Genomic DNA, 25,036 nt, shown 5'->3' with positions numbered 1-25,036 from the left:
CGCGATCCGGTCAGAGGGAATTGCTGGCCGACATGAACAGCTTGGTCGATCGCGCTCCGCTGCGGCAGAAGGCCAGGACCGGCCCCGGCAGGGTCTTGAGCAGGGAAGCGAAGGTGGAAACGTCGCCGGGCTGGATGTTCGCGCCGTTGACCGGCTGGTGGACGTAGTTCAACCCCGCCGCCTGCGCCGCGGCCTGCATCTGCTCGCTGGAGGGCTGGGCCGGCCCGCCTTCGAAATCGGGCCGGTTGTTGATGACGCTCTTGAAACCGGCCGCCGCGACGGCGGCCATGTCTTCCGGGGCCAGTTGGGGGGCCACGGCGAAGTTTTCGGTAAGGGAAGTGAATGCGGACATGCGAGTCTCCGGAAGGATCCCCCCGCGCGCCGCGCGCGCTCCGGAAGCGCCTTGCGGGCCGCGCGTTGCGGGGGATCGATAAGGGGTAATCCTAACTCGGAGACGTCCGCCAGACAAACGAAACGCGCAGAATACGTCGAGGTTCCGCGCCGCCCGCGGGGCGGCGCGGACGGCCTCACGAAGAGCCGGCCTTGCCCTGGATCTCGATGACGACCCGGCGGTTCGGCGCCAGGCAGGCGATCAGCTCGCTGCGGTTGCGCTGGTCGCACTGCACCACCGGCTCGCGCGAGCCCCGGCCGTCCGAACTGATCAGGTTGGACGGCACGCCGGAATTGACCAGGTAGGTCACCACCGTGGCGGCCCGCTGCCGGGACAGCCTGTCGTTGTAGCTGGCGCTGCCCAGCCGGTCGGCATGGCCGATCACCCGTACCCGTTCGACGTCCACGCTGCGCAGTTCCTTGCCGATCTCGTCCAGGCGGCGGCGCCCTTCGGGCGAGATGCTGGCCAGATCGGACCGGTCGAAGGCGAACAGCGCGTCGGCGCCCAGCGTGATCTGCCTGGGGGGCGGCTTGACCGGCGCGGGCGCGGGCGGAGGCGGCGGAGGCGGCGGAGCGGCCGCCGGGCGCGGGAACACGAAATCCGCGCACTCGCGCCGGTTCCAATTGCCGGCCTCGGTCTGCATGTCCTTGTTGAAGCGCAACTGGTACTGGCAGGTGATGAACTCGTTGCCGTTGCCGGTACGGAAATTGAAGATGTAGTTCCAGGTGCGCACGCCGAACACGCCCTCGCTGAAGTGCGGCGGGCCGAGCAGGTCGTAGACCTGGGGCTTGGTCATGCCCGGGATCATCTGCCTGAGATTGTCCAGGTTGACGAAGGTGCCTTCCTTGAGCGAGGCAGACTCGCGGGCCGGAAACTCCACCGCGGGCGGGCTGGCCCCGTTCGCCGCGGCCGGCGCGGACGGCGACGCCGGGGCCTTCGAACTGCGGAACATCGAGCAGCCGCTCATCACGGCCACCGAAGCCACGCATGCGGTCAGCAGCGCGAGGCGCCTGCCGGCCAGGCCGGCGCGGCGGGCATGGGGGTTCTTTTCTTGCATCCTGGCCTCCGATGATTCGTTCATGCGCGCTACCACTGGTAACCCGCGCCGATGACGGCACCCACCTTGCCCTGGGAATTGACGTTGCCGGCGATCTTGTAGACCCAGCGGCCATTCTCCGAGATGGTGGACAGCCCCACGGCGATGGCGGACTGGCCGAGATAATGGCTGGCGGCCGCCGAGGCCATGCTGCGCCCCGGGGTATACGCCTGGGGCAGGCCCGCCACCGCCATGGCCGAGGCCGCGCCGGCATTGGCGTTGCGCTCGACCCTGCGCAGGTCGTCGCGCACGCTGCTGATGCTGCTCGTGAAGTCCGACGTGGCGCTGCGCAACTGCCGCAGGTTGACGGCGTCCGTGTCGGCGGTGCCGTCGCCCACGTTGGCGATCTGCCGCTCCTGGCCCGCCGCGCCCACCGACACCACGTTGGGCCGGTCCGCCACCGAGTTCGTGCCCAGGGCGACGCTGTTGGCGCCGCTGGCCTGCGCGCCGGTGCCCAGCGCCATGCTGTTGGCCACCGTGGCCTGGGCGTTGTTGCCCAGCGCGACGGTATTGCTTTGCGTGGCGTTGGCCTGGTTGCCGATCGCCACCGAGTTGGTGGCCGCCGCGCCCGTCTGCGCGCCATTGCCCATGGCCATGCTGCCGCTGCCCTCGGCCTTGGCGCCGGTACCGAAGGCGGAGGCATTGGCTCCCGAGGCAAGGGCGGAGTTGCCCACCACCGTCGAATTGACCCCAAGCGCCTGGGCGGAGTTGCCGACCGCGGTCGAGTTCTCGCCCTTGGCGATCGACGCGTTGCCCAGCGCCGTCGCCGCGGCGCCCTCGGCCATCGCGCCGGCACCGCCCGCCACCGAGTCCTTGCCCGTGGGCTTGGGTTTGGCGCGGGCAAGCGAGTTCTCGATCTGGAACATGCCGTCCTTGCCTTCCTGGATGTTGGTGATGTCTCCCGACACCTCCTTCAACTGGGCGTAGTTGACGGCATCCGTGTCCTGCGTGCCGCGCGCGACATTGGTGATCTGGCGTTCCTTGCCGGCGGCGCCTACCGATACGGTGTTGTCGCGATCGGCGACCGAGCCGGCGCCGAGCGCCACGCTGTTCTTGGCCGACGCATCGGCATTGGCGCCGATCGCGGTCGAGCTCTCGCCCGTCGCCTTGGATCCGGTCCCCATGGCCGTCGAGTTCGCGCCGCTGGCCGTCGCGCCCGAGCCCATCGCCGTCGCCTGGGCGCCCGTGGCGGTCGCTCCGGAGCCCACCGCCGTCGAGGCCGTGCCCGAAGCGGCGGACGCCCCGCCGACGGCCACGCTGTTGTCGGCGGAAGTCGTGGCGCCATTGCCCATCGCGACGCTGTTGGCACCGCCCGACACGGCCGCCGGACCGGCTGCGACACTGTTGGTGCCGGTGGCCTGCGCCCCGGCCAGCGTGGAATTGGCCTTGAAGTACTTGGTGTCCGAATCGATGTCGTTGATGCGCTTGTACAGGCTGAGGTTGCTCATGATGTTGGTCTCATCCTGAGTCCAGCCCCACAGCTGCGAACCATTGATCGCGTCCGTGCTGGAGGACGTCACCGCGCCCCGGCCCACGTTCGAGATCACCGTCGACGTACCCCCGGCGTTCAGGGTGATCTTCGACTTGGTGTCGTCGTCGTACTTCACCGCCAGCTTGTCCATTTCGCCGATGCGGCCGTCCACGGCCTTCAGCTGCGCGATGTTGGCGGCATCGGTATCGGCGCTGCCCGCCGACACGTTGGTGATGCGGCGCGTCGCACCGGCGCTGCCCACCGACACTTCGCCCGCCGACGACTGGCGCGCGGTCAGCGCATACGCGACGTAGTCGCTCTGCGCGCCCACGGTCGTGGTCGAACCCGCGCCCAGGGCCACGCTGTTGGCCATGCTGGCATTGGCGCCGTTGCCCAGCGCCACGGCGTTGGCGGCCGACGCCACCGACGCGCCCCCCGCCGCCACGCTGTCCGTGCCGCTGGCCGAGGCCGCCGCCAGGGTCGAATTGGCCTTGAAGTACTTGGTGCCGTTGTTGTCGATGTTGGTGACGCGGTTGTTCACGTTGGTGACGTTGGTGTTGGTCTCGTTCAACTGCGAGCCGTTCACCGCGTCGGTGCTGGTGGCGCTGACTTCGCCGGCCTTGACGTTGGTCACCACCGTGCCGCCCGCTCCGGCCAGCGTCACCTTGCCACGCGTGGCATCGTCGTACTTGACCGAATTGGCGTCGATGCCGTCGATCTGGTCGGCCACCGCCTTGAGCTGGCGCACGTTGACGGCATCGGTATCCGCCGTGCCGCCCGCGACGTTGATGATCTGGCGCTCGTTGCCCGCGGAGCCCACGGACACCGCGCCGCGCACCGGCACCGCGACGTTCGAGAACACTTCCCTGCCGCCGCCCTCGCGGTCGGAAACGGACTGGAAGCCCAGCGCGACGCCGCCCGCCACGGTCGACGATGCGCTGGCACCGACGATGGTCTGGCCATTGGCATTGCCGTAGGTGCTGTCGCCGATCAGGACCGAGTGGCCCTTGCGCGCCGCGTAGTTGGTGTCGGGCACGCCCGGCATGTTGGGATCGGTGAAGATCGTCCCGGCATCCTCGTTGGGCAGGATGTGCTTGGCGTTGGTGCCGATCACGACTTCCTGCGAACCGTTGGCCGAAGCGCCGTCGCCGATCAGCACCTGGTTGTTCTGCGCCGCGGGAATGTCCCAGCAGGTGGCGCCAGCCAGGCCCAGGACGTTCAGGCAGTTGTTCCTGTCCACCCAGGACGGCGGCTGCGTGCCCGGCAGCAGCAGACCGTTGTTGTAGGTCAGGCCGGAATTGATGTTGGTGATGTAGTTGCCCGAGGTCACGCCGCCCAGCAGCGTGAGCTTCTGCTCCGGCAGCGGGCCCCCCAGCGTGCCTTGCAGCGTACCCGTCACCGGTGCCAGGTCCAGGATGGGGATGCCCAGCACGTTGACCACGCTGAAGCGCGCGTTGATGTTTTCGCGGTTCACGCTCAGCGCGCCGGAACGCATCCACGCTTCCTTCTGGCCGAACAGGCTCATCGTCAATGGCTGCAGGCCCTGCCCGACGCCGCCCAGCAGGCCGGCCGTGCCGATCACCAGGCCGGTGGGCGCGGGCGGATTGAGCGGCGGCGGCTCCGAGCCCGACGAGGCGGCGACCGCCATGGTCTGGCGGTTGGAACTGCTGGGGAAGAGCGACCCTCCCGTGGGCAGGATACCCAGCGTGCCGTTGCCGCTCAGCGGCGACATGGGCGAGGCGGGCACGCTGTTGGACAACGTGGCGACCGATCCCAGCGACGCCGCCGAAGCGACCGCGTCATCGGCGGGCACGGCGGCATTCCGGCTCTTGTCCACCGGCGCGGAAGCCAGCACCTCGGCGAGCTTGGCGGGAACCGACTCGACCGCCTTGCCGGCCTTGCCCGGCAGCGCCGAGCCGACCTTCTTCGTCACCGCGGCCGGCGCGGCGGCGATGGCCTGGACCGCGGCGGGAACCGGGGTGGCGGCCAGCACCTCGCCGACCACGGGCAGCGACGGCACGGCCTCGGCGATGGGTACCTGCTGCAATGCCGAGGCAGGCGGCAGGATGGGCGCGCCGATGCCGGCCAGGGCCGCCGCCGTCTGCGAGACGCCCTGCTGCACGGCCGACGCCACGGGGGCAACGCTGGGCGCCGCATTGGTCGTGGCCTGAAGCAATTGGCTCATCACGCCCACCGCGGCGCCATCGGTCAGCCGCGCGTTCGACAGGCCGGGCACGCCATGCATGCCGTCGGCCGCCGCCGGCGCCGCCCATGCCCCGGCCATCAGCGCCACGGCAAGCGCGCCGGCCTTGCTGGCGCCACCCTTACCCCTGGCACGCGCGGTTTCGGCAACCGCCACCCAACATCCGAGCCGCTGGCTCCACACGGTGCGATAGGTCTTGTTCAATTTCAGCCCCCACGGATAGGTATCCCAACAGAGCCGCGATCCGCCGGATGGCGAATCGACCACTGCTGGAAAACACGTTTGCGGGAGCTTCGAGCAAAAGCTATGCCATCGGCCTGGACGCCTCGCGGCGCAAGCCCGCGCGAACTCCGGAACGAGGGCGCACGATGCGGCGAAAACGTTGAAAACAAACGGGATATCGGCAAACCGAAGATGTTCCTCCGGTGCGATAGTCACACCGATTCCCGGGCCCGCCGCGGGGCGGCGGAGCCAAAACGTTACGTACCATACGCAGGGGCGTTACGTAACGCGCGGGGGACGGGAACGCCCCGCGACGGCCTCGCGCGCCACCTCGATGAAGGCCGCCGCCGCGGCCGAGGGCGAGCGGAAGCGATCTCGGATCAAGGCGATTTCCGAGCGGACCACGGGGTCGCGCAACGGCCTGGCCACCGAGTTGCCGTCGCCGGGGACCAGCGCGCCGTACGGCGGCATGATGGCGGCCCCGAACCCGGCCTCGACCAGGCTGATGACCGTGCTCAACTGGACGACCTCGACGGCGATCCGGGGCTGCAGGTCCAGGCGAGCGAAGCAGCCGTCCAGGAATTGCCGGAAGGAATTCTCCGGGGTCAGCGCCACCAGCGGCGTCTCCGCCAGATCCGTCCATTTCAGCTGGCGGCGGCGCGCCAGCGGATGGACGCGGGGCAGCAGCGCCACCAGCGGCCCTTCCAGCAGGGGCTCGGTCAGGTATTCGTCGCGATCGGCCGGCAGCATGCCTATGCCCAGGTCGATGTCGGCCGAGGCGATGCCCGCGGGAATGGCCTCGGAAGGAATGTCGCGCAGGGTCAGCGCGATGTGGGGATAAGCGCTGCGGAACCGGGCGGCGATGCCCACCAGCAGGCGCGACATCAATAGCGGGGGCGCGGCCACCGTCACGTGGCCGTGCTGGCGCGAGGCCAGCCCCTTGACGTTGCCGACGGCGGCGGAGAGATCGGCCAGCAGGCGCGCCGCCGGCCCGCGGAACTCGCGCCCGGCGTCGGTCAGGCTGACCTGGCGCGTGCTGCGGTCGAACAGGCGGCACTCCAGGCTCTGTTCCAGTTCACGGATCAGGATGCTCAGGCCCGACTGGGAAATATGGATGCGCTGGGCCGCCTTGCTGAAGTTGCCTTCGTTGCACACCGCGACGAAGGCCTCGAGTTGGCGCAGGGAAATCGACATCGTGCGGGCCCGCCGGCAAAGTATTGGAAATCACTATGAATCTATATGAATATTTCAATTTTTACAATTAGTCGACTCTGCTAGATTTGCCGGAACGCTTACCGCAGGAGCCCGCCGGCCGTGTCCCCCACCCTGGTCCTTCACCGAGGCAGGATCATCACCTGCAACGACCGCGGCGACGTCGCCTCGGCCGTCGCGATCCGCGGCCGGCACATCGCCGCCGTGGGCCGTGATGACGACATGCTCGCCCTGGCCGGCCCCGAGACCCGGGTCGTGGACCTGGGCGGCAAGGCGGTGCTGCCAGGGTTGACCGATGGCCACGCTCACATGGACCGCGAGGGCCTGCGGCGCCACCTGCCCAGCCTGGCCGGCGCGCGCACGCGGGACGACGTCCTGGACATCATCGCCGCCGAAGCCGCCAAGGCCCCGCCGGGAACCTGGATCGTGACCCAGCCCATCGGCCAGCCTCCCGAATATCCCGAACCCGACGACGCGCTGGCGAACGGCCCCTACCCCACGCGCCACGACCTGGACCGGGTCAGCCCCGATCATCCCGTCTACATCCGGCCCATCTGGGGGTACTGGCGCAACCGCGCGCCCCTGGTCTCGGTGGCCAACAGCCGCGCCCTGGCGCTGGCCGGCGTGACGCCCGCCACGGTCTCGCCCTCGCCCGACGTCGACATCGAACGCGACGACGCCGGGCGCCCCACCGGCCGGTTCGTCGAGCGCACGCTGGTGCCCATCGTCGAACATACCCTGATGCGCGCCGCTCCCGGCTTCACCGCCGAGCAGCGCGCCAGCGGACTGCGGCACGCGATGGCCGAATACAACCGCTACGGCACCACCGCCGTATTCGAAGGCCACGGCGTGGCCGGCGAAGTCATCGACGCCTACGAAACGGTCCGCGGCCAGGGCGCATCGACCGTGCGGTCCACCCTGGTCCTGAGCCCCTATTGGGGACCTCGTGGCGGCGGGCAGGCGCTGGAGCTGCTGCGCGAATGGCGCACCTGGCTGGCTCGCCGCGGGCGGGGCGACGACATGCTGCGCGTGCAGGGTCTGTACGCCGAGATCGACAAGGATCCGCTGAACAACATGCTGCGGGCCGGCAATCATCCCTGCACCGGCTGGGCCGGCTTCCAGGCGGGAGCGGCGCTGGATGCCGGCGCGCTGGCGCCGCTGCTGGCCGAGGCCGCGCGGGCCGGCATCCGCGTGGCGGGCATCTGGCCCGACCTGCTGCCCCTGTTCGAACAGGCTCACCGCCAGCACCCCATCGACGACCAGCGCTGGGTGCTCGGCCACCAGCCGGTGGTCGACGCCGACACCCTGGCCCGCATACGCGATCTGGGTCTGGTGCTGACCACGCATACCAACCGCCATATCTACAAGGACGGCGACCTGTGGATGCAGCGCCGCGGCGCCGCCGGCCAGGACGACATCGTGCCGCTGCGCCGGCTGCGCGATGCCGGCGTCGCGGTGGCGTTCGGCAGCGACAACCTGCCGGTTTCGCTGTTCGGCCCCATCTGGCACGCGGTCGCGCGCCGCAGCCGCGGCGGCGCATCCGTTGCCCCCGGCCAGGCGCTGGGCCGGCAAGAGGCACTGGACGTCGCCACGCGGGGCGGCGCCTACCTGACATTGGACGAAGACGTCCGAGGCTCGATCGAACCCGGCAAGCTGGCCGACCTGGCGGTATTGAACGCCGATCCGCTGACCTGTGCCGAGGACGATATCCCTACGCTGCATTCCCTGTTGACGGTGGTCGACGGCCACATCGTCGCCCCCACCCCCTGAAGGAGATTCCCATGACATCCGTCCCGTTCCCGGCCCGCCGGCTGGCGGTCGCCAGCCTCGCCGCGGCCTGCGTCCTCGCCTCGACCGCCGCCGTCGCGGCCGATGTCTGGCCCTCGCGCCCCATCCGCGTGGTGGTTCCCTACGCGCCCGGCAACACCGGCGACATCACGCTGCGCTTCGTCCAGTTGCAACTGGAGAAGCAGTTCGGCGTGCGCATCCTGATCGACAACAAGAGCGGAGCTTCCGGCAACATCGGCGCCGACGAGGTGGTGCGCGCCACTCCCGACGGCTACACCTTCCTGCTGGGGGCGACCAACAACTTCGTCACCAACCAGTACCTGTTCAAGGGCATGCGCTTCGATCCGACCAAGGACCTGGTGCCGGTGTCCCTGCTGAGCAACGGCCCTTCCGTGCTGGTGGTCAACGGTTCGTCCGACATCCGCACCCTGTCCGACCTGACCGCCGAAGCAAAGAAGAATCCCGGCAAGCTGAACTTCGGATCACCCGGCAACGGCACCCCGCCCCACCTCGCGGCCGAGCTGTATAGCCAGCTCGCCAACGTGCAATTGACCCACGTTCCCTACCGGGGCTCGCCGCCCGCGGTCCAGGCTCTGCTGGCGGGCGAGATCCAGCTGTATGCGACCGCGCTCAGCTCGGTGGCCGGCCATGTGACCAGCGGCAGGCTGCGCGCCATCGCCGTGGCCGATGGCGCACGCCTGCCCATCCTGCCGTCGGTGCCGACCACGGCCGAGCAAGGCCTGCCGGGACTGGTCACGGGCAACTGGTGGGGGCTGGCCGCGCCGGTGGGCACCGACCCGCAGATCATCGACAAATTCTCGCGCGCGCTGCGCGAGGTATTGAAGGATCCCGCCATCCGCAAGCAGTACACCGACATCGGCGTCACGCCCATAGGCAGCACGCCGGCGGAATTCGCCGCGCGCATCAAGCAGGAGGCGCAGGCGTGGAAGGCCGTGATCGAGAAGGCCAACATCCAGCCCGAATGAGGCGGTTTCCGGCGAGGCGCCTCAGAATTCCGTGTGCAGGCGCACGCCGAACACCTTGGCCGGGCCGCGGTCGCGGTTGTAGCCGGGATGCCGGATGTACTGTGCATCGGCGGTGATCCATAGCCGCTTCAAGGGGCGCCAGCTGTAATAGGCCTCGGCGATCTGCTCGGTACCGTAGTTCAGCGTGCCGTCGCCGAGGAAGGCGCCGGCCCCGCCGCGACGCAGGTATTCGCGATGGGAGGCGCTGAGCGCGTTGATCGCGGCCGCCACGCCCGCGGTGTCGCCCGGCCGCCCCCACGCCGCGCCGTCGAACACCACGCCGCCCGAGACCGATCGATCGATCTCGGTGAAGGCGTAGGTTTCGGTCTTGCCGTCGGCCCAGTTCAGGCGGATGAAGGCGGTGGCGCGATCGGACAGGCCCTGCTCCAGGCTCACCCCCATGCCGAGCTTGGCCCGCTCCTTGCGCACCGCCGCCAGGTCGGGCGTTCCGCCCCGCGCGGCCGCCAGCGCATCGCCGTAGCTTCCCATGTTCGCCTTGTTGCGGAAGGCCAGCACGCGCAGCGTACCGGGCCGGTCCAGCACCGCATACGACTTCTCGAATTCGACCTGGTCCCCGTAGTGGCGTCCCAGCCGCCGGTCCAGCGGCAGGCCGTTGGACTCCCTGGGCTGCATGAACCGGCCGGCGCGCACCGCCCAGCCCTCGTCGATGTATTCCAGCACCGCCCCCCAGGTGTAGCCCCGGGCGTCCGCGGCATAGTCGTAGCTGCCATGCGCCATGAAGGCCCAATTCATGAACTGCGTGCGCGGGTCGTGACTGACCGACACCGCGTCGAACACATCCAGCACCGAGATATTGCCCGCCGTCAGCACGATGCGCCGCTTGTCGACGAAGCCCGCGAGCTGGTTCATGTCCGCGTCGACCGCCTCGCGTCCGCCGCCCAGCCCCCAGGTCTGCCGCAGGAAGGCGCGGGCCCGGTAGAAGGTCATGTCGGAACCCGCGGTCTTGGCCAGCTCGCCGTTGGGCAGGCCACCCAGGCCATGCAGGCCGGAGAACGCGATGCCTTGCGAGCCTTCGCCGTTGAAATGGACCTCGGCCCCTTCCCACAGCCTGGCGCCCAGGTCCACGGTGGCCGTCAGCGAATAACTCGTTGCACGCGATCCCGACAGCGAGTTCTCCCCCTGGTACGGGGATGCGAACGAGGGCTTGCGCTGCCATACATAGGTCGACTGGGCATGGATGGCGAAGGCCTCCGCCTGGACCGGCGACGACTCCTGGGCCATGGCCGGCGTGGCCAGGAAAACGGTCAGCAGGAACCCACACGCCCGCAGCCGGCGGAACACGACCATCATTCTTCTTGTACTCGCGACGCGATCACCCAACGTACAATTATGCCGGCCCTGCGTGACACAGCGGTGACGCGGGGCGCCGAACAACGAGGAGACACCACCCCATGACCCCACCGCCGGCCGACCGTCAGCGCCAACGCCTGATCATCGCCATCACCGGAGCCAGCGGCTCCATCTACGGCCTGCGCCTGCTCGAAGCGCTGCGCGAACTGCCCGATTGGGAAAGCCACCTGGTCGTCTCCGAAGCCGGCGTGCTCAACACCATGCATGAACACGGGCTCGGCCGCAAGGACCTGGCCTCGCTGGCCGACGTGGTCTACCACCCCGGCGACGTCGGCGCCGCCATCGCGAGCGGCTCGTTCCTGACCGCCGGCATGGTCATCGCCCCCACCTCGATGAAGACCCTCGCGGCCGTGGCCCACGCCTACGCCGACAACCTGATCACCCGCGCCGCCGACGTCGTCCTGAAAGAACGCCGCCGCCTGGTCCTCCTGACCCGCGAGGCCCCCCTGAACCTCGCCCACCTGCGCAACATGGTCGCCGTCACCGAAATGGGCGGCGTCGTCTTCCCCCCCGTCCCCGCCTTCTACTCAGGCGCCCAGAGCGTCGACGACATCGTCAACCACACCGTGCTGCGCACCCTGGACCTCTTCGGCATCCACTCCGACCGCCTCAAACGCTGGAAAGGTTTAGGCGGCCGCTAGAAGCCCCCCTACGGCCTTCGGGCGCCCCCTCAAGGGGGCGGCGCTGGCGGACCGGCAAAGCCGGATCCGCGGCGCCCAGGATCAAAGCCAGCATGCGGTGCTCCGCACCGAGAACGACGACACAGACCACGACACGGTGGATCCGGCTCCGCCGGTCCACCGCCGTCGGCCCCCCGGGGGGGCGCGCGTCAGCGCGTAGGGGGGAATCTCAATACGGCAAGCCGACGTAGTTTTCCGCCAAGGCGGTCGAGGCGGCTTGTGAGCCGACCAGGTAGCCCAGCTCGGCATGCTGGATCTTCTGGCCGAAGTCGCCGTTCTCCGGGAACTTGTGCATCAGCGAGGTCATCCACCAGGAGAAGCGGACGGCCTTCCAGACCCGGTCCAGGCACCGTTCGGAATAGGTCTCGATGCCCTGCTGGTCGCCGCCGTAGTGGCGGATGATGGCATCGGACAGGTAGCGTACGTCCGAGACCGCCAGGTTCAGCCCCTTGGCGCCGGTGGGCGGAACGATATGGGCCGCGTCGCCGGCCAGGAACAGCCGGCCGAAGCGCATGGGTTCGGCCACGAAGCTGCGCAGCGGCGCGATGCTTTTCTCGATAGACGGGCCGGTCACCAGCGAGTCGGCCGCCTTCGCATCCAGCCGGCTGCGCAGTTCGTCCCAGAACCGTTCGTCGGACCAGTTCTCGACCTTGTCGTCCAGCGAACACTGCACGTAGTAGCGGCTGCGCGTGTGCGAGCGCATGCTGCACAGCGCGAAGCCGCGCTCGTGGTTCGAGTAGATGAGCTCGTCCGACACCGGCGGCGTCTCGGACAGAATGCCCAGCCAGCCGAAGGGATAGATCTTCTCGTAGGTCTTGATGGCGGAGGCCGGCACGCTGGCGCGGCTCACGCCGTGGAAGCCGTCGCAGCCGGCGATGAAGTCGCACTCCACCACGTGCTCGACGCCGTCCTTGCGATACGTGACCTTGGGCCGGTCGGTGCCGAAGTCGTGCACACGGACCTGCTCGGCCTCGTAGACCGACGCGTAGCCGGCCGCCTGGCGCGCGTCCATGAGATCGTGGGTGACCTCGGTCTGCCCGTAGACCATGACGCTCTTGCCGCCCGACAACGTCTTCAGGTCGATGCGGTGGCGCTGGCCGTCGAAGCACAGCTCGATGCCGTCGTGCACCAGGCCCTGCTCGTGCATGCGGCGGCCGGCGCCGATCTCGTCCAGCAGGTCGACCGTGCCCTGCTCCAGGACGCCCGCGCGGATGCGGCCCAGTACGTATTCCTTGCTGCGCTGCTCGATGATGAGCGTCTCGATGCCCGCCCGGGAAAGGATCTGCCCGAGGAAGAGCCCGGCCGGACCGGACCCGATGATTGCGACTTGGACCCTCATGGCGTGTCTCCTGCATGTGTTCTGACTTCCAGGCATCTTAAGAGCCGGGTCGGCGGCGCGCGATAGATTATGGAGACATCTTCATGGATAATCCGAACATCTTGCGTGCCAGGAACCATGGCCATGAAAAGCATCGTCCCCACCTATGCCCTGTATGGGGAACACGGCAAGAACCTCGTCCCGGAAAGCCTTCACTGCGAATCCATCCCGCAACGCAGCCGCCTTTACGACTGGGAGATCAAGCTGCACCGCCATGACCTGTTCGTGCAAATTCTGTACATACGGTCAGGTACCGCCGACATCCAGTTCGACGATCGCCGCTTCACCGTCCACGGCCCGTGCGCCCTGTTCGTTCCCGCCCTGCACGCGCATGGCTTCCGCTTTTCCGAGGACATAGACGGCGCGGTCATCACCATCGTCACGCAGCAGATGGAAAGCCTGCTGGCTCGCCACGCGGAGCTCCTTCCTCATTTCCAGGCACCACGCCACGTCCCGTTCGAGCCCGGGGAAGCGGCCTACGCGCCCTTCGCCCAATCGATCGAGCTGCTGCTGGCCGAATACGACGAAGCCCACGCCTGGAGACTGGCCCTGCTCGAATCGCTGCTGGGCACCGTGCTGGTCCTGCTGGCGCGCAAGGCCGCCACGCTGGCCGGCCCCCGGCCGGGCCGGCGCAGCTCGCGCGGCGTCATGCACCTGCACCGCTTCAAGACCCTGCTGAACCGGAGCTTCCGCGAGCAGCGCGACATCGCCTATTACGCCGAGCGCCTGGGCATCACCCCCACGCAGTTGAACCGGATCTGCCGCGACGAGCTCGGCCTGTCGGCCCTGGGCGTCATCAACGACCGCCTGCTGACCGAGGCGCGCCGCGACCTCGCCTATTCGTCGCTGAGCGTGAAGGAAATCGCCCTCACGCTGGGCTTTTCCGACCCTGGCTATTTCTCGCGCTTCTTCACCAAGCACACAGGCGCATCGCCCAGCGACTTCCGCACCATGGTGCGCGACCAGCTCGACCGCAACCGTGCCGCGCCTCCCCCGGGGGCTTGACCGTCTTCGGCTTTCGCCATTACTTTCAGGAACTTGTAAGCTTGCCGCCCGCGCCGCCGGGCGTGCCGCTTGCTGCGCCGGACGATCACGCATCCCTGCCCTGCACCGAGGACCCTCCCGTCATGAGCAACGCGTTCCCCGCATCGACCCCGCATGCGTCCAACCCGGATGCCGCCGCCAGGCCCCCCACTCGCCCGCTCCTCGGTACGCTGGACATCATGGCGCTGGTCGTGGGCATCGTCATCGGGGCCGGCATCTTCAGCGCGCCGTCGCTGGTGGCGATGCACGCGGGCTCCCCGGCCGCGATGATGATGGCCTGGATCGTCGGCGGCATGATCTCCGTCGCCGGCGCGCTGTGCTACGCGGAACTGGCCAGCACCTACCCGCATGCCGGCGGCGACTACCACTATCTGCGGCGCGCCTTCGGTACCCGGCTGTCCTTCCTGTTCGCGTGGGCCCGCCTGACCGTCATCCCCACCGGCTCGATCGCCCTGCTCGGCTACATCTTCGGCGACTATGCCACGCAGATCGCCAATCTCGGACCGGCTTCGCCCGCCATCTACGCCGCCGCGATCATCGTCGTGCTGACGCTGGTGAACGTGGCGGGACTGAGCACCGGCAAATGGACGCAGAACCTGCTGACGGCCCTGGAAGTCGGCGGCGTCGTGCTGATCATCGCCGTGGGCCTGCTGTTCGCGCCCGAGACAGCGCCGGCCGCGCCGGCTGCCCCCGCCTCGGGCGTCGCCAACTGGGGCCTGGTCCTGATCTTCGTGATGCTGACCTACGGCGGGTGGAACGAGGCCGCCTACATCTCGGCCGAGGCCTCGGGCCCTGGGCGGACCCTGCCGCGGGCGCTGTTCTGGAGCCTGGCGCTGATCACGCTGCTGTACCTGCTGGTCAACCTGGCCTACCTGAACGTGCTGGGCCAGGATGGCATGGGGGCCTCGTCGGCCGTCGCCGCCGACATGATGCGGCGGGCGCTGGGCGAACCGGGCGCGCAACTGATCGCGCTGCTGATCGCGATCTCGGCGCTGACCTCCGCCAACGCCACCATCCTGACCGCCGCGCGCACCACCTACGCCTTCGGCCAGGACACCCCGGCCTTCTCGATGCTGGCCAAATGGCATCCGCAGTGGAACACACCGGTCAACGCCTTGTGGGTCCAGGCGGCCATCTCGCTGGCGCTGGTCGCGCTGGGGGCCTTCACCCGCAGCGGCTTCGCCACCATGGTCGAATACACCGCGCCGGTGTTCTGGCTGTTCTTCGTGCTGAGCGGCGTGGCGCTGCTCGTGCTGCGGCGCAAGGACCCCGGCGCCCATCGCCCCTTCCGCGTGCCGCTCTATCCGCTGACGCCGCTGCTGTTCATCGCCACCAGCGGCTACCTGTTCTATGCCAGCCTGCGCCATACCGGCGTCGGCGCCCTGGTGGGCGTGGCCGTGCTGGGCGTGGGCGCCCTGCTGATGCTGGCCCAGCCCCGCGGCCGCACGCCGTCCGCATCCTGACCCGCCACTTCTCCGGGAGCCTTCCAGCCATGAAACGCCGCCAGTTCTGCCTGACCACCCTGGCCGCCGCCGCGGCCGCCCCCGCCTGGGCCCAGTCCTTCGGCACCGCCAAGCCCCTGCCCCGCACACCCGACGTGATCTTCGTGCCCACGCCCCAGACGGTGGTGGACGCCATGCTGCAGGTAGCCAAGGTCGGCCCCGACGACATCCTGTACGACCTGGGATCGGGCGACGGCCGCATCCCGATCACCGCGGCCAAGCGCTTCGGCACGCGCGGCGTGGGCATAGACCTGGACCCCCAGCGCATCAGCGAGGCCAACGCCAACGCGCGCAGCCAGCAGGTGACCGACAAGGTCCGATTCATCCAGGGCGACCTGTTCGAACAAGACCTGAGCCCGGCCACCGTCATCACGCTCTACCTGCTGCCCAATCTCAACCTCAAGCTGCGACCCACCCTGCTCGCGCTCAAGCCCGGCACGCGCATCGTCTCGCACGCGTTCGACATGGGTGACTGGGAACCGGAGCAGACCCTGACGGTAGACAGCAAGCGGATCTACTTCTGGACCGTGCCGGCTCGCTAGGCTGAATGGACATTCATGGCATCCATGATGGCTAAGGGCCAACCGCGCCAACTCCGGGAAGTCCCGGCAAAGCCGGGACCGGCTACGCTGCGCCTGCGCGCCCGCCCGGCCCCGGCGCCCCGGACAAGACCGGATAAAGAAAATGAATGTCGAGTCAGCCTAGGTTGGCGGCGGGTCAGAACCTCTCTACCCGCTCCAGGATCTCCTGGCCATAGGCCTCGAGCTTGCGCGCCCCCACCCCGCTGATCGCCCCCAGTTCGGTCAGCGACGCAGGCCGCGCCAGGGCGATTTCCCGCAGCGTCGCATCATGGAAGATGACGTAGGCCGGCACGCCATGGCTGCGCGCCACTTCGCCCCGCCAGGTGCGCAGCGCGGTGAACAGCGCCTCGGCCTCTGGCGGCAGGGTAACGGCGGAACGGGCCCGCGAGCTTTCGCGCGCACGGGCCGGCTTGGCGGGCTCGCGCCGCAGCATCAGCGTGCGCTCGCCCTTGAGCACGCTGCGGCTACCCTCGGTCAGGGCCAGCGTGCCGAAGGCCTCGTGGTCCACCGTCAGCAGGCTTTGCGCGATCAACTGGCGCAGCACGTTGCGCCAGTCCTTCTCGCTCAGGTCCGCGCCTATGCCGAACACGCTGAGTTCGTCGTGCCGGTGCTGCTCGACCTTTTCGTTGCGCTTGCCGCGCAGGATGTCGATCACGTGCCCGGCGCCGAAACGCTGGCCGCGTTCTTTCCATAGCCGGTAGACCGCCGACAGGATCTTCTGCGCCGCCTCGGTGCCGTCCCAGGCCTGGGGCGGTTCCAGGCAGGTATCGCAATTGCCGCAGGCCTGCGAGGCCTGGCCGAAATACTGCAACAGCCGCACGCGCCGGCATTCGACGGTCTCGCACAGCCCCAGCATCGCTTCCAGCATGGACGCCGAGCGGCGCTTGTAGGCCTCGTCGCCGGTCGACTCGTCGATCATGCGGCGCTGCTGCACCACGTCCTGCAAGCCATAGGCCATCCAGGCCGTGGCCGGCAAGCCGTCGCGTCCGGCCCGCCCGGTTTCCTGGTAGTAGCCTTCCACCGACTTGGGCAGGTCCAGGTGGGCGACGAAACGCACGTCGGGCTTGTCGATGCCCATGCCGAAGGCAATGGTGGCCACCATGACCACGCCGTCCTCGCGCAGGAAGCGCGCCTGGTTGGCCGCCCGCGTGGCGGCGTCCAGGCCGGCGTGGTAGGGCATGGCATCGATGCCCTGGGCCCGCAGCGCCTCGGCGGTTTCCTCGACCTTGGCGCGCGACAGGCAATAGACGATGCCGGAATCGCCCGCGTGCTCCTGCTTCAGGAAATCGAGCAACTGGCGGCGCGGATCGTTCTTTTCGACGATGCGGTAGCGGATGTTGGGACGGTCGAAACTGGAGACGAAATGCTGCGCGTCCTCGAGCCCCAGCCGCTGGGCGATCTCGACCCGCGTCGCCTGGGTGGCGGTGGCCGTGAGGGCGATGCGGGGCACGTCGGGCCAGCGCTCGTGCAGCGCGGACAGGCCCAGGTATTCGGGCCTGAAGTCATGCCCCCATTGCGACACGCAGTGCGCTTCGTCGATCGCGAACAGGGCGATGCGGCCGCGCTCGAGCAGGGCCAGGCAGCGATCGGTCAACAGGCGCTCGGGCGCCACGTACAGCAGGTCGAGCTCGCCGGCCACGAACGCGCGCTCGACCTCGCGCACACGCGCGAAGTCCTGGGTGGAGTTCAGGAAGGCCGCCCGCACGCCCAGTTCGGTCAAGGCATCGACCTGGTCCTGCATCAGCGCGATCAGGGGCGAGACGACCACGCCGGTTCCGCTGCGCACCAGTGCCGGTACCTGATAGCACAGGGACTTGCCCGCGCCGGTCGGCATCAGCACCAGCGCATCGCCGCCGCCGATCACGTGGTCGACGATCTCCTGCTGTGGTCCGCGGAACTGGTCGTAGCCGAAAACCCGGTTCAGGACCTCCAGCGCGCTGCCGTCAGCCATGCGCCGCGGCCTTGTCGTGCAACAGGTCCAGTCCCTGGCGCAGGTCGGCGATCAGGTCGGTCGGATCCTCCAGGCCGATGTGCAGCCGCACGGCGGGCCCCTCGGGCTGCCACCTGGTGGCCGTGCGATAGGCCGCGGCATGCACGACCGTGATCAGGCTTTCGAAGCCGCCCCAGCTCGAACCGATGCCGAACAGTTTCAGGCCGTCGACGAAACGCGCCAGCGCGGCGTCGCCGACCGGCTTGAGCACCACCGAGAACAGGCCCGAGGCGCCCCGGTAGTCGCGCTTCCAGAGCGCATGGCCGGGATCGCTTTCCAGCGCCGGATACAGCACCCGGGACACTTCCGGCTGGGCCTCGAGCCAGCGTGCCACCTGCAGCGCGTTGCGCTCGTGCTGGCGCAGGCGCACGCCCAGCGTGCGCAGGCCGCGCAGGGCCTGGTAGCAATCGTCGGGACTGACGCTGTAGGCATAGTCGTACACCGTCTGGCGCACCGGCTTCCAATAGCGCTCGTTGGTGGCGACCACGCCTATCATCAGGTCGGAATGGCCGCCTATGTACTTGGTGCCCGCATGGATGGAGATGTCCACGCCCAGTTCGAACGGCGAGGCGAAATACGGCGTGACCCAGGTATTGTCGGCCAGCACCGGGATGTCGCGCGCATGGGCCGCCGCCGCGATGGCGGGGATGTCCTGCATTTCGAAGGTGAGCGAACCCGGGGACTCGCAGAACACCGCGCCGGTGTTGTCGCGCAACAAACCGGCGATGCCGGCGCCGATGAGCGGATCGTAGTATTCGACATCGACCCCCAGGGGAACGAGCCTGCGGTCGCAGAAGCCGCGTGCCGGCGAATACGCCGAATCGGCCACCAGCAGGTGCTGGCCCGGCTTGAGCACCGCCAGCAGGGCCACGACGATGGCCGACAGGCCGTTGGGCGTGGCCACCGCCTGGTGCGCGCCCTCGAGCCTGGCCACGGCCTCTTCGAAGGCGAAGGTCGTGGGCGTGCCGTGGCGGCCGTAGCTGACCGGCTTCTTCGTCAGGTCGCGCGGCGCCTCGTACGACTCGATCGTGGGATGGATGACGGTGGAAGTGCGGAAGACGGGCGTGTTGACCATGCCGGCATAGGCTTCGGGAGCGCGTCCGGCATGCGCCAACAGCGTATCGGGCTTGGGCATGGACATCTCTGGCAGGTTCGGGCGGGTCGCCGATCACAGGGGATTTTAGCGAAGTCGGCTGGATATCGAAGCCGAAGCGGCGCCAAGCCGGACAAGAAGGCCTCACTGGGCCGCCCGTGCGTCCCCCTGGGCCAGGCTCGCGGCGATCCGGTCGACGATTTCCTCGGGCGTGCGCTCGGCATCGACCACGATGCCCCGTCGGGGCACCTCCAGCGCCTGGAACTGGCTGCGCGCCAGGGCGGGATCGAAGAAATGCCCCCGGCGGCGAGCCAGCCGCCGCATGACCGTCTCGTAGGAAACGTTCAGGTGGACGAACACGACGTCCTCGCCGGGCCGGGCCAGCGCGTCGCGATAGCGCTGCCGCAGGGCGGAACAACTGAACACGTGGGTGCGGCCGCCGGCCAGGACGGTCTCGATGGCGGCGCGCATGGCTCGCAGCCATGGTTCCCGATCGGCGTCGCCCAGCGCCACCCCGCGCGACATCTTCTCGATGTTGGCCTCGGGATGGAACTCGTCCGCGTCCGAATAGCCGCAGCGCAGGCGGGCGGCCAGCAGCTTGCCTATGGTCGTCTTGCCGCTGCCCGATACTCCCATGATGATCACCACCATGACCGTCTCCCGTGGCGGCCGTCCGCAATATCGGCCGGAAAACCCCTCTTCTCGCAAGAAACGTACCTCATTGCGCAAAAAAAACCGGCGCATCGCTGCGCCGGTTTTCCGGTCCGCCGTGATCAGCTCTTGGACGGAGCATCCTGACGGCGATGCTCGCGCATGCGGTCGCCCCGTTCCAGGCGCTGCTTGACCGCGTCGGTCACGACCTGCTTTTGCTTGCCGTCCAGCGAATCATAGGCGGCCAGCCAGGCGTCCCGGGCGGCATCCAGCTTGGGCTTGACGGCCGCGCGTTCGGCGTCGTGCCGGGCACTCAGCGCCCGCAGGTCCAGGGGACCGGCGGCGACCTGCGTGCGCAGGGCCTTGATGCCTTCCTCGCGCTGCGCCCGCATGGCCTGGCCGGCCTCGCGACTGGCGCTCTGCGCCGCATCCCACAGCTTCTGCTGCGAATCGGTCAGGTTCAGCCTGGACTTCAGGTGTCCCAGCATGGCCAGCGGCGACTGCTCCATGCCGCCCCGGAAGAAGTGATGTCCCTTGGCTCCATGGTGGCCCATGGGGCCCCGATGGCGTTCCGGCGCGGGCTTCTGTTCGGCCTGCGTGGTATTGTCGCCCGCGGCCTGGGCATGGGCGGCCTGCAGCACGCCTGCGCCCCCGGTAGCCAGGGCCAGCGACAGCGCGATCGTACGAAGGGCGTTCTTGGTCATTGCATTACTCCTTGTCGACACCGCATCGGACTGCGGCGGTGAGGGCATTCTTGTTCCAGACCCGTTTCGGACCGGTTGCGGGGCGGGGCCCATCTGTTTCAACCGATTTCAGGCAGCTTGCGGGTCCTGCCCCGCCACGCGAACATTCCCCCATGGAAAAATCCGCCATCAAACTGCTCGTGGTCGATGACGACCCGGCTCTGCGCCAGCTCCTGGCCGACTACCTGAACAAGCAGGGCTACGACACACTGCTGGCGCCGGACGCCACCGACCTGGAAGCGCGCATCACCCGCTACGCGCCCGCCCTGCTGGTGCTCGACCGCATGCTGCCGGGCGGCGACGGCGCGGAAGCCTGCCGCCGCCTGCGCGAACGCGGCGAGGACCTGCCCGTGATCCTGCTGACCGCGCGCGACGAGACGGTGGACCGCATCATCGGCCTGGAATCCGGCGCCGACGACTACCTGGGCAAGCCCTTCGATCCGCGCGAGCTGCTCGCCCGCATCGAGGCGGTGCTGCGGCGCAAGAGCGGCCCCTCGGCGCTGGTCAAGGACGCCCCGGTCTCGTTCGGCCCCTTCATCTTCGACGCCAAGGCCCGCACCCTGCATCGCGGAGCCGAGCAGGTACGCCTGACCGGCGGCGAATTCAACTTGCTGGAGGCCCTGCTGCGCAACGCGGGCAAGCCGCTTTCGCGCGAGAGGCTGCTGGCCCTGGCGCGCGACGACGAGGCCGGCGAGCGCAACGACCGCGCCATCGACATCGCCATCCTGCGCCTGCGCCGCGCCATCGAGGACGACCCCAAGCAGCCGAAATGGATCCAGACCGTCTGGGGCATCGGCTATCGGTTCTCTCCCCTGGCCCCGAACGACGATCCGGCGCCGGCCTCGCCGTCCCTGCCATGAACGCACCCGCGCGCCGAGGCTGGGCGGGCCGCCTGGTGCCGCGCTCGCTGCGCGCGCGCCTCGTCCTGCTGATCCTGGGCGCGGTGCTGGTCGCGCAGGCCACGACCTTCCTGGCCATCGAGCACTACCGCCGCAACGTCCTCGAGAACGTCACCCCGGACCTCATGGCGACCACGATACGCACCCTGCGCGCGTCCATCGCGCAGATCGACGAGAGCGAGCGCGCCGCCTTCGTCGCGGCGGCCTCCCAGGGCGAGTGGCGGCTGGTCTCCCGCCCCATCCCGCCCCGGCCCCGGCCGGGCGAGCCCCCACGGCGGGAAGGCCGCCCGGCCCACCCCCGGTTCGAACCGCTGCCTGGGGGCCGCATGCCGCCCGACTACCGGTCCGGCGAATTCCGCTTCGGCCCCGAGCGCCGCGGCCCGCGCGAGGCCCCGCGCTGGGCCGACGACGACCCCCGCCACGCCATGCGGGGCCTGATCCAGCGCCTGAACGCCCAGTTGGCGGACGGCTCGCGGGTAGCGCTGTCCCGCGGCCCCGAACCCGCCCTGTTCATCTCCCTCACGCCCGGCCTGGGCAATGACGACGAACCGCTCATGCGGTCCTGGCTGGTCATCTCGCTCGAACGCATCAGCCCGCCCGTCAAGACGCCCCTGATCGTCATGTGGCTGGGCGGGGTGGGCGCGATCCTGCTGCTGGCCGCCTGGTTCTCCTGGCACATCACGCGCCCCATCACCTCGCTCGCCCATGCCGCCGATCGCCTCGCGGCCGGCAAGCCGGAGCGGGTGGAACCGGCCGGCCCGCACGAGACCCAGGTCCTGGGCGAACGCTTCAACGCCATGCTCGATGCGCTGAACGAGTCCGACAAGGTGCGCCGCACGCTGCTGGCCGGCCTGCCGCACGACCTCAAGGGCCCGCTGTCCAGGATGCGCCTGCGCACCGAGATGGTCGACGATCCGGCGCTCAAGGACGGCCTGCGGCAGGACGCCGAGGACATGCAGCACATCGTCGACCAGTTCATCGGCTTCGTGCGCGGCACCGACCGCGCCACCTACCATTTCACCCCCATCGACCTGGGCGACTGGCTGCGGGAACGGATCCACGCCTGGCAAGGCACCGGCAGCCAGATCGACTATCCGTCCCCCCCCACCGGCGAGATCGTGGTCAACGCCGACGCCGTCGCGCTGGCGCGGCTGGTCGACAACCTGATCCAGAACGCCATGCAGCACGGCGCCCCGCCCCTGGAGATCACCCTGGAAGCCCGCTCCGGCGAGGCCCGCCTGGGCGTGCGCGACCATGGCCCGGGCATCAGCCCCGACCGCTACGAAGACGCCCTGCGCCCCTTCTCCCGCCTGGACCCCGCCCGCAGCCGCACCGGCAACGTCGGCCTGGGCCTCGCCCTGGTCGACGCCATCGCCCGCGCCCACGGTGGCCGGATCGTCCTGGAAACCCCGGCAGGCGGCGGCCTGCGGGTCATCGCGGCTATCCCCCTCCCCCCCTGACCCCACCCCGCCAGCCGGACCTCCCCCCAGGCACAGCGGACCCGCTCCGCCGGTCCGCCAGTGCCGCCCCAAGGCGGGTCCCGGCCCCCTTGGGGAGCTGCCGCGCAGCGGCCGGGCTCACCATGTCGGGCGCACGCGGCGCGTAGGGGGACCAGCGTTATGGCAAAATCGAAGCAAGGACCAGTTCGTCCACCCCTATTTCCAATGACCACACCGAACAAACCCGCTCCCGCTCCAGCCACCAATTTCCTGCGCAATATCGTCGAGGCCGACCTGGCCGCCGGGCGCTATGCCGAGAAACACTGGGCCGGCCACCCCGGCCCGGCGTCGGACCTGGCCGGCGCTCCGCTGGATCCGGCCCGCATCCGCACGCGCTTTCCGCCCGAGCCGAACGGCTACCTGCACATCGGCCATGCCAAGAGCATCGCCCTGAACTTCGGCCTCGCCCGCGACTATGGCGGCGTCTGCCACCTGCGGCTGGACGACACCAACCCCGAGAAGGAAGAACAGCGCTACGTCGACGCCATCGTCGATGCCGTGCGCTGGCTGGGCTACGACTGGACGGCGTTCGGCACCGAGCACTACTACCACGCCAGCGACTACTTCGACTTCATGTACGAGGCGGCCGAGGCGCTGATCATGGCCGGCCACGCCTACGTGGACGAACAAAGCCCCGAGGAAATCCGCGCCATGCGCGGCACGCTGACCGAAGCCGGCACCGATTCGCCGTGGCGCAGCCGCCCGCCCGAGGAGTCCGTCGCCCGCCTGCGCGAGATGCGCGACGGCAAGCATCCCGACGGCTCGATGGCCCTGCGGGCGAAGATCGACATGGCTTCGCCCAACATGAACCTGCGCGACCCGGTGCTGTACCGGATCCGCCATGCCACGCACCATCGCACGGGCGACAAGTGGTGCATCTACCCGATGTACACCTACGCCCATCCCATCGAGGATGCGCTGGAAGGCATCACCCACAGCATCTGCACGCTGGAATTCGAAGACCAGCGGCCGTTCTACGACTGGCTGCTGAACAACCTGCGCGAGCTGGGCCTGCTGGAGGCGCCCCTGCCCCACCAGCACGAGTTCGCGCGGCTGAACCTGACCTACATCATCACCAGCAAGCGCAAGCTGCTGCAACTGGTCAACGACGGCCACGTCAGCGGCTGGGACGACCCGCGCATGCCCACCATCCTGGGCCTGCGCCGGCGCGGCTATACCCCCGAGGCCATCCAGCTGCTGTGCGAGCGCACCGGCGCCTCGAAGTCGGACTCCTGGATCGACTATTCGCTGCTGGAGCAGGCGCTGCGCGACGACCTGGACCCCAAGGCGCCGCGTACCGTGGCGGTGCTGCGCCCGCTCAAGCTGGTCATCACCAACTATCCGGAAGGCCAAACCGAGGAATGCTCGGCCCCCCGCCATCCCCACCATCCGGAAATGGGCAAGCGGACCTTCCCGTTCGGGCGCGAACTCTGGATCGAGCAGGAGGACTTCGAGGAAACCCCGCCCAAGGGCTTCTTCCGCCTGTTCCCCGGCAACATGGTGCGGCTCAAGTACGGCTACGTGGTCAAGTGCACCGGCTTCGTCAAGGACGAGGCCGGCAAGGTGGTCGAGGTCCAGGCCGAATACCTGCCCGACACCAAGAGCGGCACGCCCGGCGCGGACAGCGTCAAGGTCAAGGGCAACATCACCTGGCTGCACGCCCCCACGGCCGTGCCCGCCGAGATCCGCCTGTACGACCGCCTGTTCACCGAACCCAATCCCAGCGCCGGCGGCAAGGATTTCATCGAGTACCTGAACCCCAACTCGGTCGAGACCATCCAGGGCTACCTGGAACCCGGCACCGACGGCACGCCGGGCACTTCCTACCAGTTCGAACGCTTCGGCTACTTCGTCGCCGACCGCGAAGACTCGTCCACCCTGGCCCCGGTCTTCAACCGCACCACCACGCTCCGCGACACCTGGAAGTAGTCGTCCCCCCCTACGCGCTGACGCGCGCAAGGAAAGCCCCCCCCCTACGCCCTCCGGGCGCCCCCTCAAGGGGGCGATGCGGGTGGACCGGCAAAGCCGGATCCACCGCATCCTGCGGTCTAGAGTTTTTATCTTGGATTGGGGTACCTGTGCTTCGCTGGCTGCCAGCGGTAGCAGCGGTGCATCAAACCAAGAAAGCCGCACTAGACCCAGGAAACCGCGGATCTGGCTCCGCCAGTCCGCTGGTTTCGCCCCCTGGGGGGCGCCC

The 25,036-nt window shown here is 69.1% G+C and carries 19 protein-coding genes; 9 read left to right on the top strand and 10 right to left on the bottom strand.

Annotated elements, in window-relative coordinates; genetic code table 11:
• Positions 1-10 precede the first annotated feature (10 nt).
• The 4 genes from N5K27_RS11850 to N5K27_RS11835 all read right to left on the bottom strand — a co-directional run bounded on the left by N5K27_RS11850 (position 11) and on the right by N5K27_RS11835 (position 6,577).
• Complete coding sequence (locus tag N5K27_RS11850; RefSeq protein ID WP_087837156.1) at positions 11-352, bottom strand: TIGR01244 family sulfur transferase; 342 nt, start codon at positions 350-352, stop codon at positions 11-13.
• Between the two features lie 175 nt (positions 353-527).
• Positions 528-1,472 (bottom strand): OmpA family protein, encoded by a 945-nt coding sequence (locus tag N5K27_RS11845; protein WP_132979166.1) that lies wholly within the window; start codon positions 1,470-1,472, stop codon positions 528-530.
• 5 nt (positions 1,473-1,477) lie between these two features.
• The gene (locus N5K27_RS11840; RefSeq protein WP_279816615.1) at positions 1,478-5,428 is read right to left on the bottom strand and encodes a YadA-like family protein; all 3,951 of its coding nucleotides are present in this window, start codon (positions 5,426-5,428) and stop codon (positions 1,478-1,480) included.
• Between the two features lie 234 nt (positions 5,429-5,662).
• A complete protein-coding gene (locus N5K27_RS11835; protein WP_087837159.1) occupies positions 5,663-6,577 on the bottom strand; it encodes a LysR substrate-binding domain-containing protein in 915 nt (304 codons plus the stop codon).
• Between the two features lie 120 nt (positions 6,578-6,697).
• Between N5K27_RS11835 and N5K27_RS11830 the strand changes: the two genes are divergently transcribed.
• Positions 6,698-8,365, top strand: coding sequence for an amidohydrolase family protein (locus tag N5K27_RS11830; RefSeq protein WP_132978924.1), 1,668 nt, complete (start codon positions 6,698-6,700; stop codon positions 8,363-8,365).
• Positions 8,366-8,376: 11 nt separating this feature from the next.
• The gene (locus N5K27_RS11825) at positions 8,377-9,369 is read left to right on the top strand and encodes a tripartite tricarboxylate transporter substrate binding protein (protein ID WP_087837161.1); all 993 of its coding nucleotides are present in this window, start codon (positions 8,377-8,379) and stop codon (positions 9,367-9,369) included.
• 21 nt (positions 9,370-9,390) lie between these two features.
• Here the strand turns inward: N5K27_RS11825 and N5K27_RS11820 are convergent, their stop codons facing one another.
• Positions 9,391-10,716, bottom strand: coding sequence for a carbohydrate porin (locus N5K27_RS11820; protein WP_243724391.1), 1,326 nt, complete (start codon positions 10,714-10,716; stop codon positions 9,391-9,393).
• Between the two features lie 104 nt (positions 10,717-10,820).
• On the opposite strand from N5K27_RS11820, the gene N5K27_RS11815 reads away from it, so the two are divergent.
• Entirely contained in the window at positions 10,821-11,420 is a 600-nt protein-coding gene (locus N5K27_RS11815) for a UbiX family flavin prenyltransferase (RefSeq protein WP_087837162.1), read from the top strand.
• A gap of 208 nt (positions 11,421-11,628) precedes the next feature.
• On the opposite strand, the gene pobA is transcribed toward N5K27_RS11815, so the two are convergent.
• Positions 11,629-12,798 (bottom strand): 4-hydroxybenzoate 3-monooxygenase, encoded by a 1,170-nt coding sequence (pobA, locus tag N5K27_RS11810; RefSeq protein WP_087837163.1) that lies wholly within the window; start codon positions 12,796-12,798, stop codon positions 11,629-11,631.
• 123 nt (positions 12,799-12,921) lie between these two features.
• Here pobA and N5K27_RS11805 point away from each other — a divergent pair, with 123 nt between their 5' ends.
• From N5K27_RS11805 to N5K27_RS11795, 3 genes are all read left to right on the top strand, one after another.
• On the top strand, positions 12,922-13,842 hold the full coding sequence (locus N5K27_RS11805; RefSeq protein WP_176400650.1) for a helix-turn-helix domain-containing protein: 921 nt from the start codon (positions 12,922-12,924) through the stop codon (positions 13,840-13,842).
• A gap of 122 nt (positions 13,843-13,964) precedes the next feature.
• Positions 13,965-15,344, top strand: a complete 1,380-nt coding sequence (locus N5K27_RS11800) for an amino acid permease (protein WP_087837165.1) — start codon at positions 13,965-13,967, stop codon at positions 15,342-15,344.
• Positions 15,345-15,373: 29 nt separating this feature from the next.
• A complete protein-coding gene (locus N5K27_RS11795) occupies positions 15,374-15,925 on the top strand; it encodes a class I SAM-dependent methyltransferase (protein WP_087837166.1) in 552 nt (183 codons plus the stop codon).
• Positions 15,926-16,100: 175 nt separating this feature from the next.
• Here the strand turns inward: N5K27_RS11795 and recQ are convergent, their stop codons facing one another.
• From recQ to N5K27_RS11775, 4 genes are all read right to left on the bottom strand, one after another.
• Positions 16,101-17,915, bottom strand: a complete 1,815-nt coding sequence (gene recQ, locus N5K27_RS11790) for a DNA helicase RecQ (protein ID WP_132978929.1) — start codon at positions 17,913-17,915, stop codon at positions 16,101-16,103.
• Entirely contained in the window at positions 17,908-19,089 is a 1,182-nt protein-coding gene (gene metC / locus N5K27_RS11785; RefSeq protein ID WP_338617835.1) for a cystathionine beta-lyase, read from the bottom strand. Before metC ends, recQ begins: the two co-directional genes overlap by 8 nt.
• Before the next feature lie 102 nt (positions 19,090-19,191).
• Positions 19,192-19,698: a gluconokinase gene (locus tag N5K27_RS11780; protein WP_087837169.1), complete on the bottom strand. Its 507-nt coding sequence runs from the start codon at positions 19,696-19,698 to the stop codon at positions 19,192-19,194.
• A 122-nt stretch (positions 19,699-19,820) separates the two neighbouring features.
• Complete coding sequence (locus N5K27_RS11775; protein ID WP_165963001.1) at positions 19,821-20,402, bottom strand: Spy/CpxP family protein refolding chaperone; 582 nt, start codon at positions 20,400-20,402, stop codon at positions 19,821-19,823.
• A 152-nt stretch (positions 20,403-20,554) separates the two neighbouring features.
• Between N5K27_RS11775 and N5K27_RS11770 the strand changes: the two genes are divergently transcribed.
• The 3 genes from N5K27_RS11770 (at position 20,555) to N5K27_RS11760 (ending at position 24,768) form a co-directional block, all read left to right on the top strand.
• A complete protein-coding gene (locus tag N5K27_RS11770) occupies positions 20,555-21,301 on the top strand; it encodes a response regulator (RefSeq protein ID WP_087837171.1) in 747 nt (248 codons plus the stop codon).
• Positions 21,298-22,800, top strand: a complete 1,503-nt coding sequence (locus N5K27_RS11765; RefSeq protein WP_087837172.1) for an ATP-binding protein — start codon at positions 21,298-21,300, stop codon at positions 22,798-22,800. Before N5K27_RS11770 ends, N5K27_RS11765 begins: the two co-directional genes overlap by 4 nt.
• 204 nt (positions 22,801-23,004) lie before the next feature.
• Positions 23,005-24,768, top strand: coding sequence for a glutamine--tRNA ligase/YqeY domain fusion protein (locus tag N5K27_RS11760; RefSeq protein WP_087837173.1), 1,764 nt, complete (start codon positions 23,005-23,007; stop codon positions 24,766-24,768).
• The last annotated feature ends 268 nt before the right edge of the window (positions 24,769-25,036 follow it).

The sequence above is a fragment of the Pigmentiphaga sp. GD03639 genome (assembly GCF_029845405.1).
GTDB lineage: Bacteria > Pseudomonadota > Gammaproteobacteria > Burkholderiales > Burkholderiaceae_B > Pigmentiphaga > Pigmentiphaga daeguensis.
Note: the sequence above shows the minus strand (reverse complement) of the source record. Positions and strands in the feature narration are given on the sequence as shown.

Excerpts from the sequence above, each read along its gene's own strand:
- N5K27_RS11850 (WP_087837156.1), bottom strand. The coding sequence starts at position 352 with ATGTCCGCATTCACTTCCCTTACCGAAAACTTCGCCGTGGCCCCCCAA.
- N5K27_RS11845 (WP_132979166.1), bottom strand. The coding sequence starts at position 1,472 with ATGAACGAATCATCGGAGGCCAGGATGCAAGAAAAGAACCCCCATGCC.
- N5K27_RS11835 (WP_087837159.1), bottom strand. The coding sequence starts at position 6,577 with ATGTCGATTTCCCTGCGCCAACTCGAGGCCTTCGTCGCGGTGTGCAAC.
- N5K27_RS11825 (WP_087837161.1), top strand. The coding sequence starts at position 8,377 with ATGACATCCGTCCCGTTCCCGGCCCGCCGGCTGGCGGTCGCCAGCCTC.
- N5K27_RS11820 (WP_243724391.1), bottom strand. The coding sequence starts at position 10,716 with ATGGTCGTGTTCCGCCGGCTGCGGGCGTGTGGGTTCCTGCTGACCGTT.
- N5K27_RS11815 (WP_087837162.1), top strand. The coding sequence starts at position 10,821 with ATGACCCCACCGCCGGCCGACCGTCAGCGCCAACGCCTGATCATCGCC.
- pobA (WP_087837163.1), bottom strand. The coding sequence starts at position 12,798 with ATGAGGGTCCAAGTCGCAATCATCGGGTCCGGTCCGGCCGGGCTCTTC.
- N5K27_RS11805 (WP_176400650.1), top strand. The coding sequence starts at position 12,922 with ATGAAAAGCATCGTCCCCACCTATGCCCTGTATGGGGAACACGGCAAG.
- N5K27_RS11800 (WP_087837165.1), top strand. The coding sequence starts at position 13,965 with ATGAGCAACGCGTTCCCCGCATCGACCCCGCATGCGTCCAACCCGGAT.
- N5K27_RS11795 (WP_087837166.1), top strand. The coding sequence starts at position 15,374 with ATGAAACGCCGCCAGTTCTGCCTGACCACCCTGGCCGCCGCCGCGGCC.
- recQ (WP_132978929.1), bottom strand. The coding sequence starts at position 17,915 with ATGGCTGACGGCAGCGCGCTGGAGGTCCTGAACCGGGTTTTCGGCTAC.
- metC (WP_338617835.1), bottom strand. The coding sequence starts at position 19,089 with ATGCCCAAGCCCGATACGCTGTTGGCGCATGCCGGACGCGCTCCCGAA.
- N5K27_RS11780 (WP_087837169.1), bottom strand. The coding sequence starts at position 19,698 with ATGGTGGTGATCATCATGGGAGTATCGGGCAGCGGCAAGACGACCATA.
- N5K27_RS11775 (WP_165963001.1), bottom strand. The coding sequence starts at position 20,402 with ATGACCAAGAACGCCCTTCGTACGATCGCGCTGTCGCTGGCCCTGGCT.
- N5K27_RS11770 (WP_087837171.1), top strand. The coding sequence starts at position 20,555 with ATGGAAAAATCCGCCATCAAACTGCTCGTGGTCGATGACGACCCGGCT.
- N5K27_RS11765 (WP_087837172.1), top strand. The coding sequence starts at position 21,298 with ATGAACGCACCCGCGCGCCGAGGCTGGGCGGGCCGCCTGGTGCCGCGC.
- N5K27_RS11760 (WP_087837173.1), top strand. The coding sequence starts at position 23,005 with ATGACCACACCGAACAAACCCGCTCCCGCTCCAGCCACCAATTTCCTG.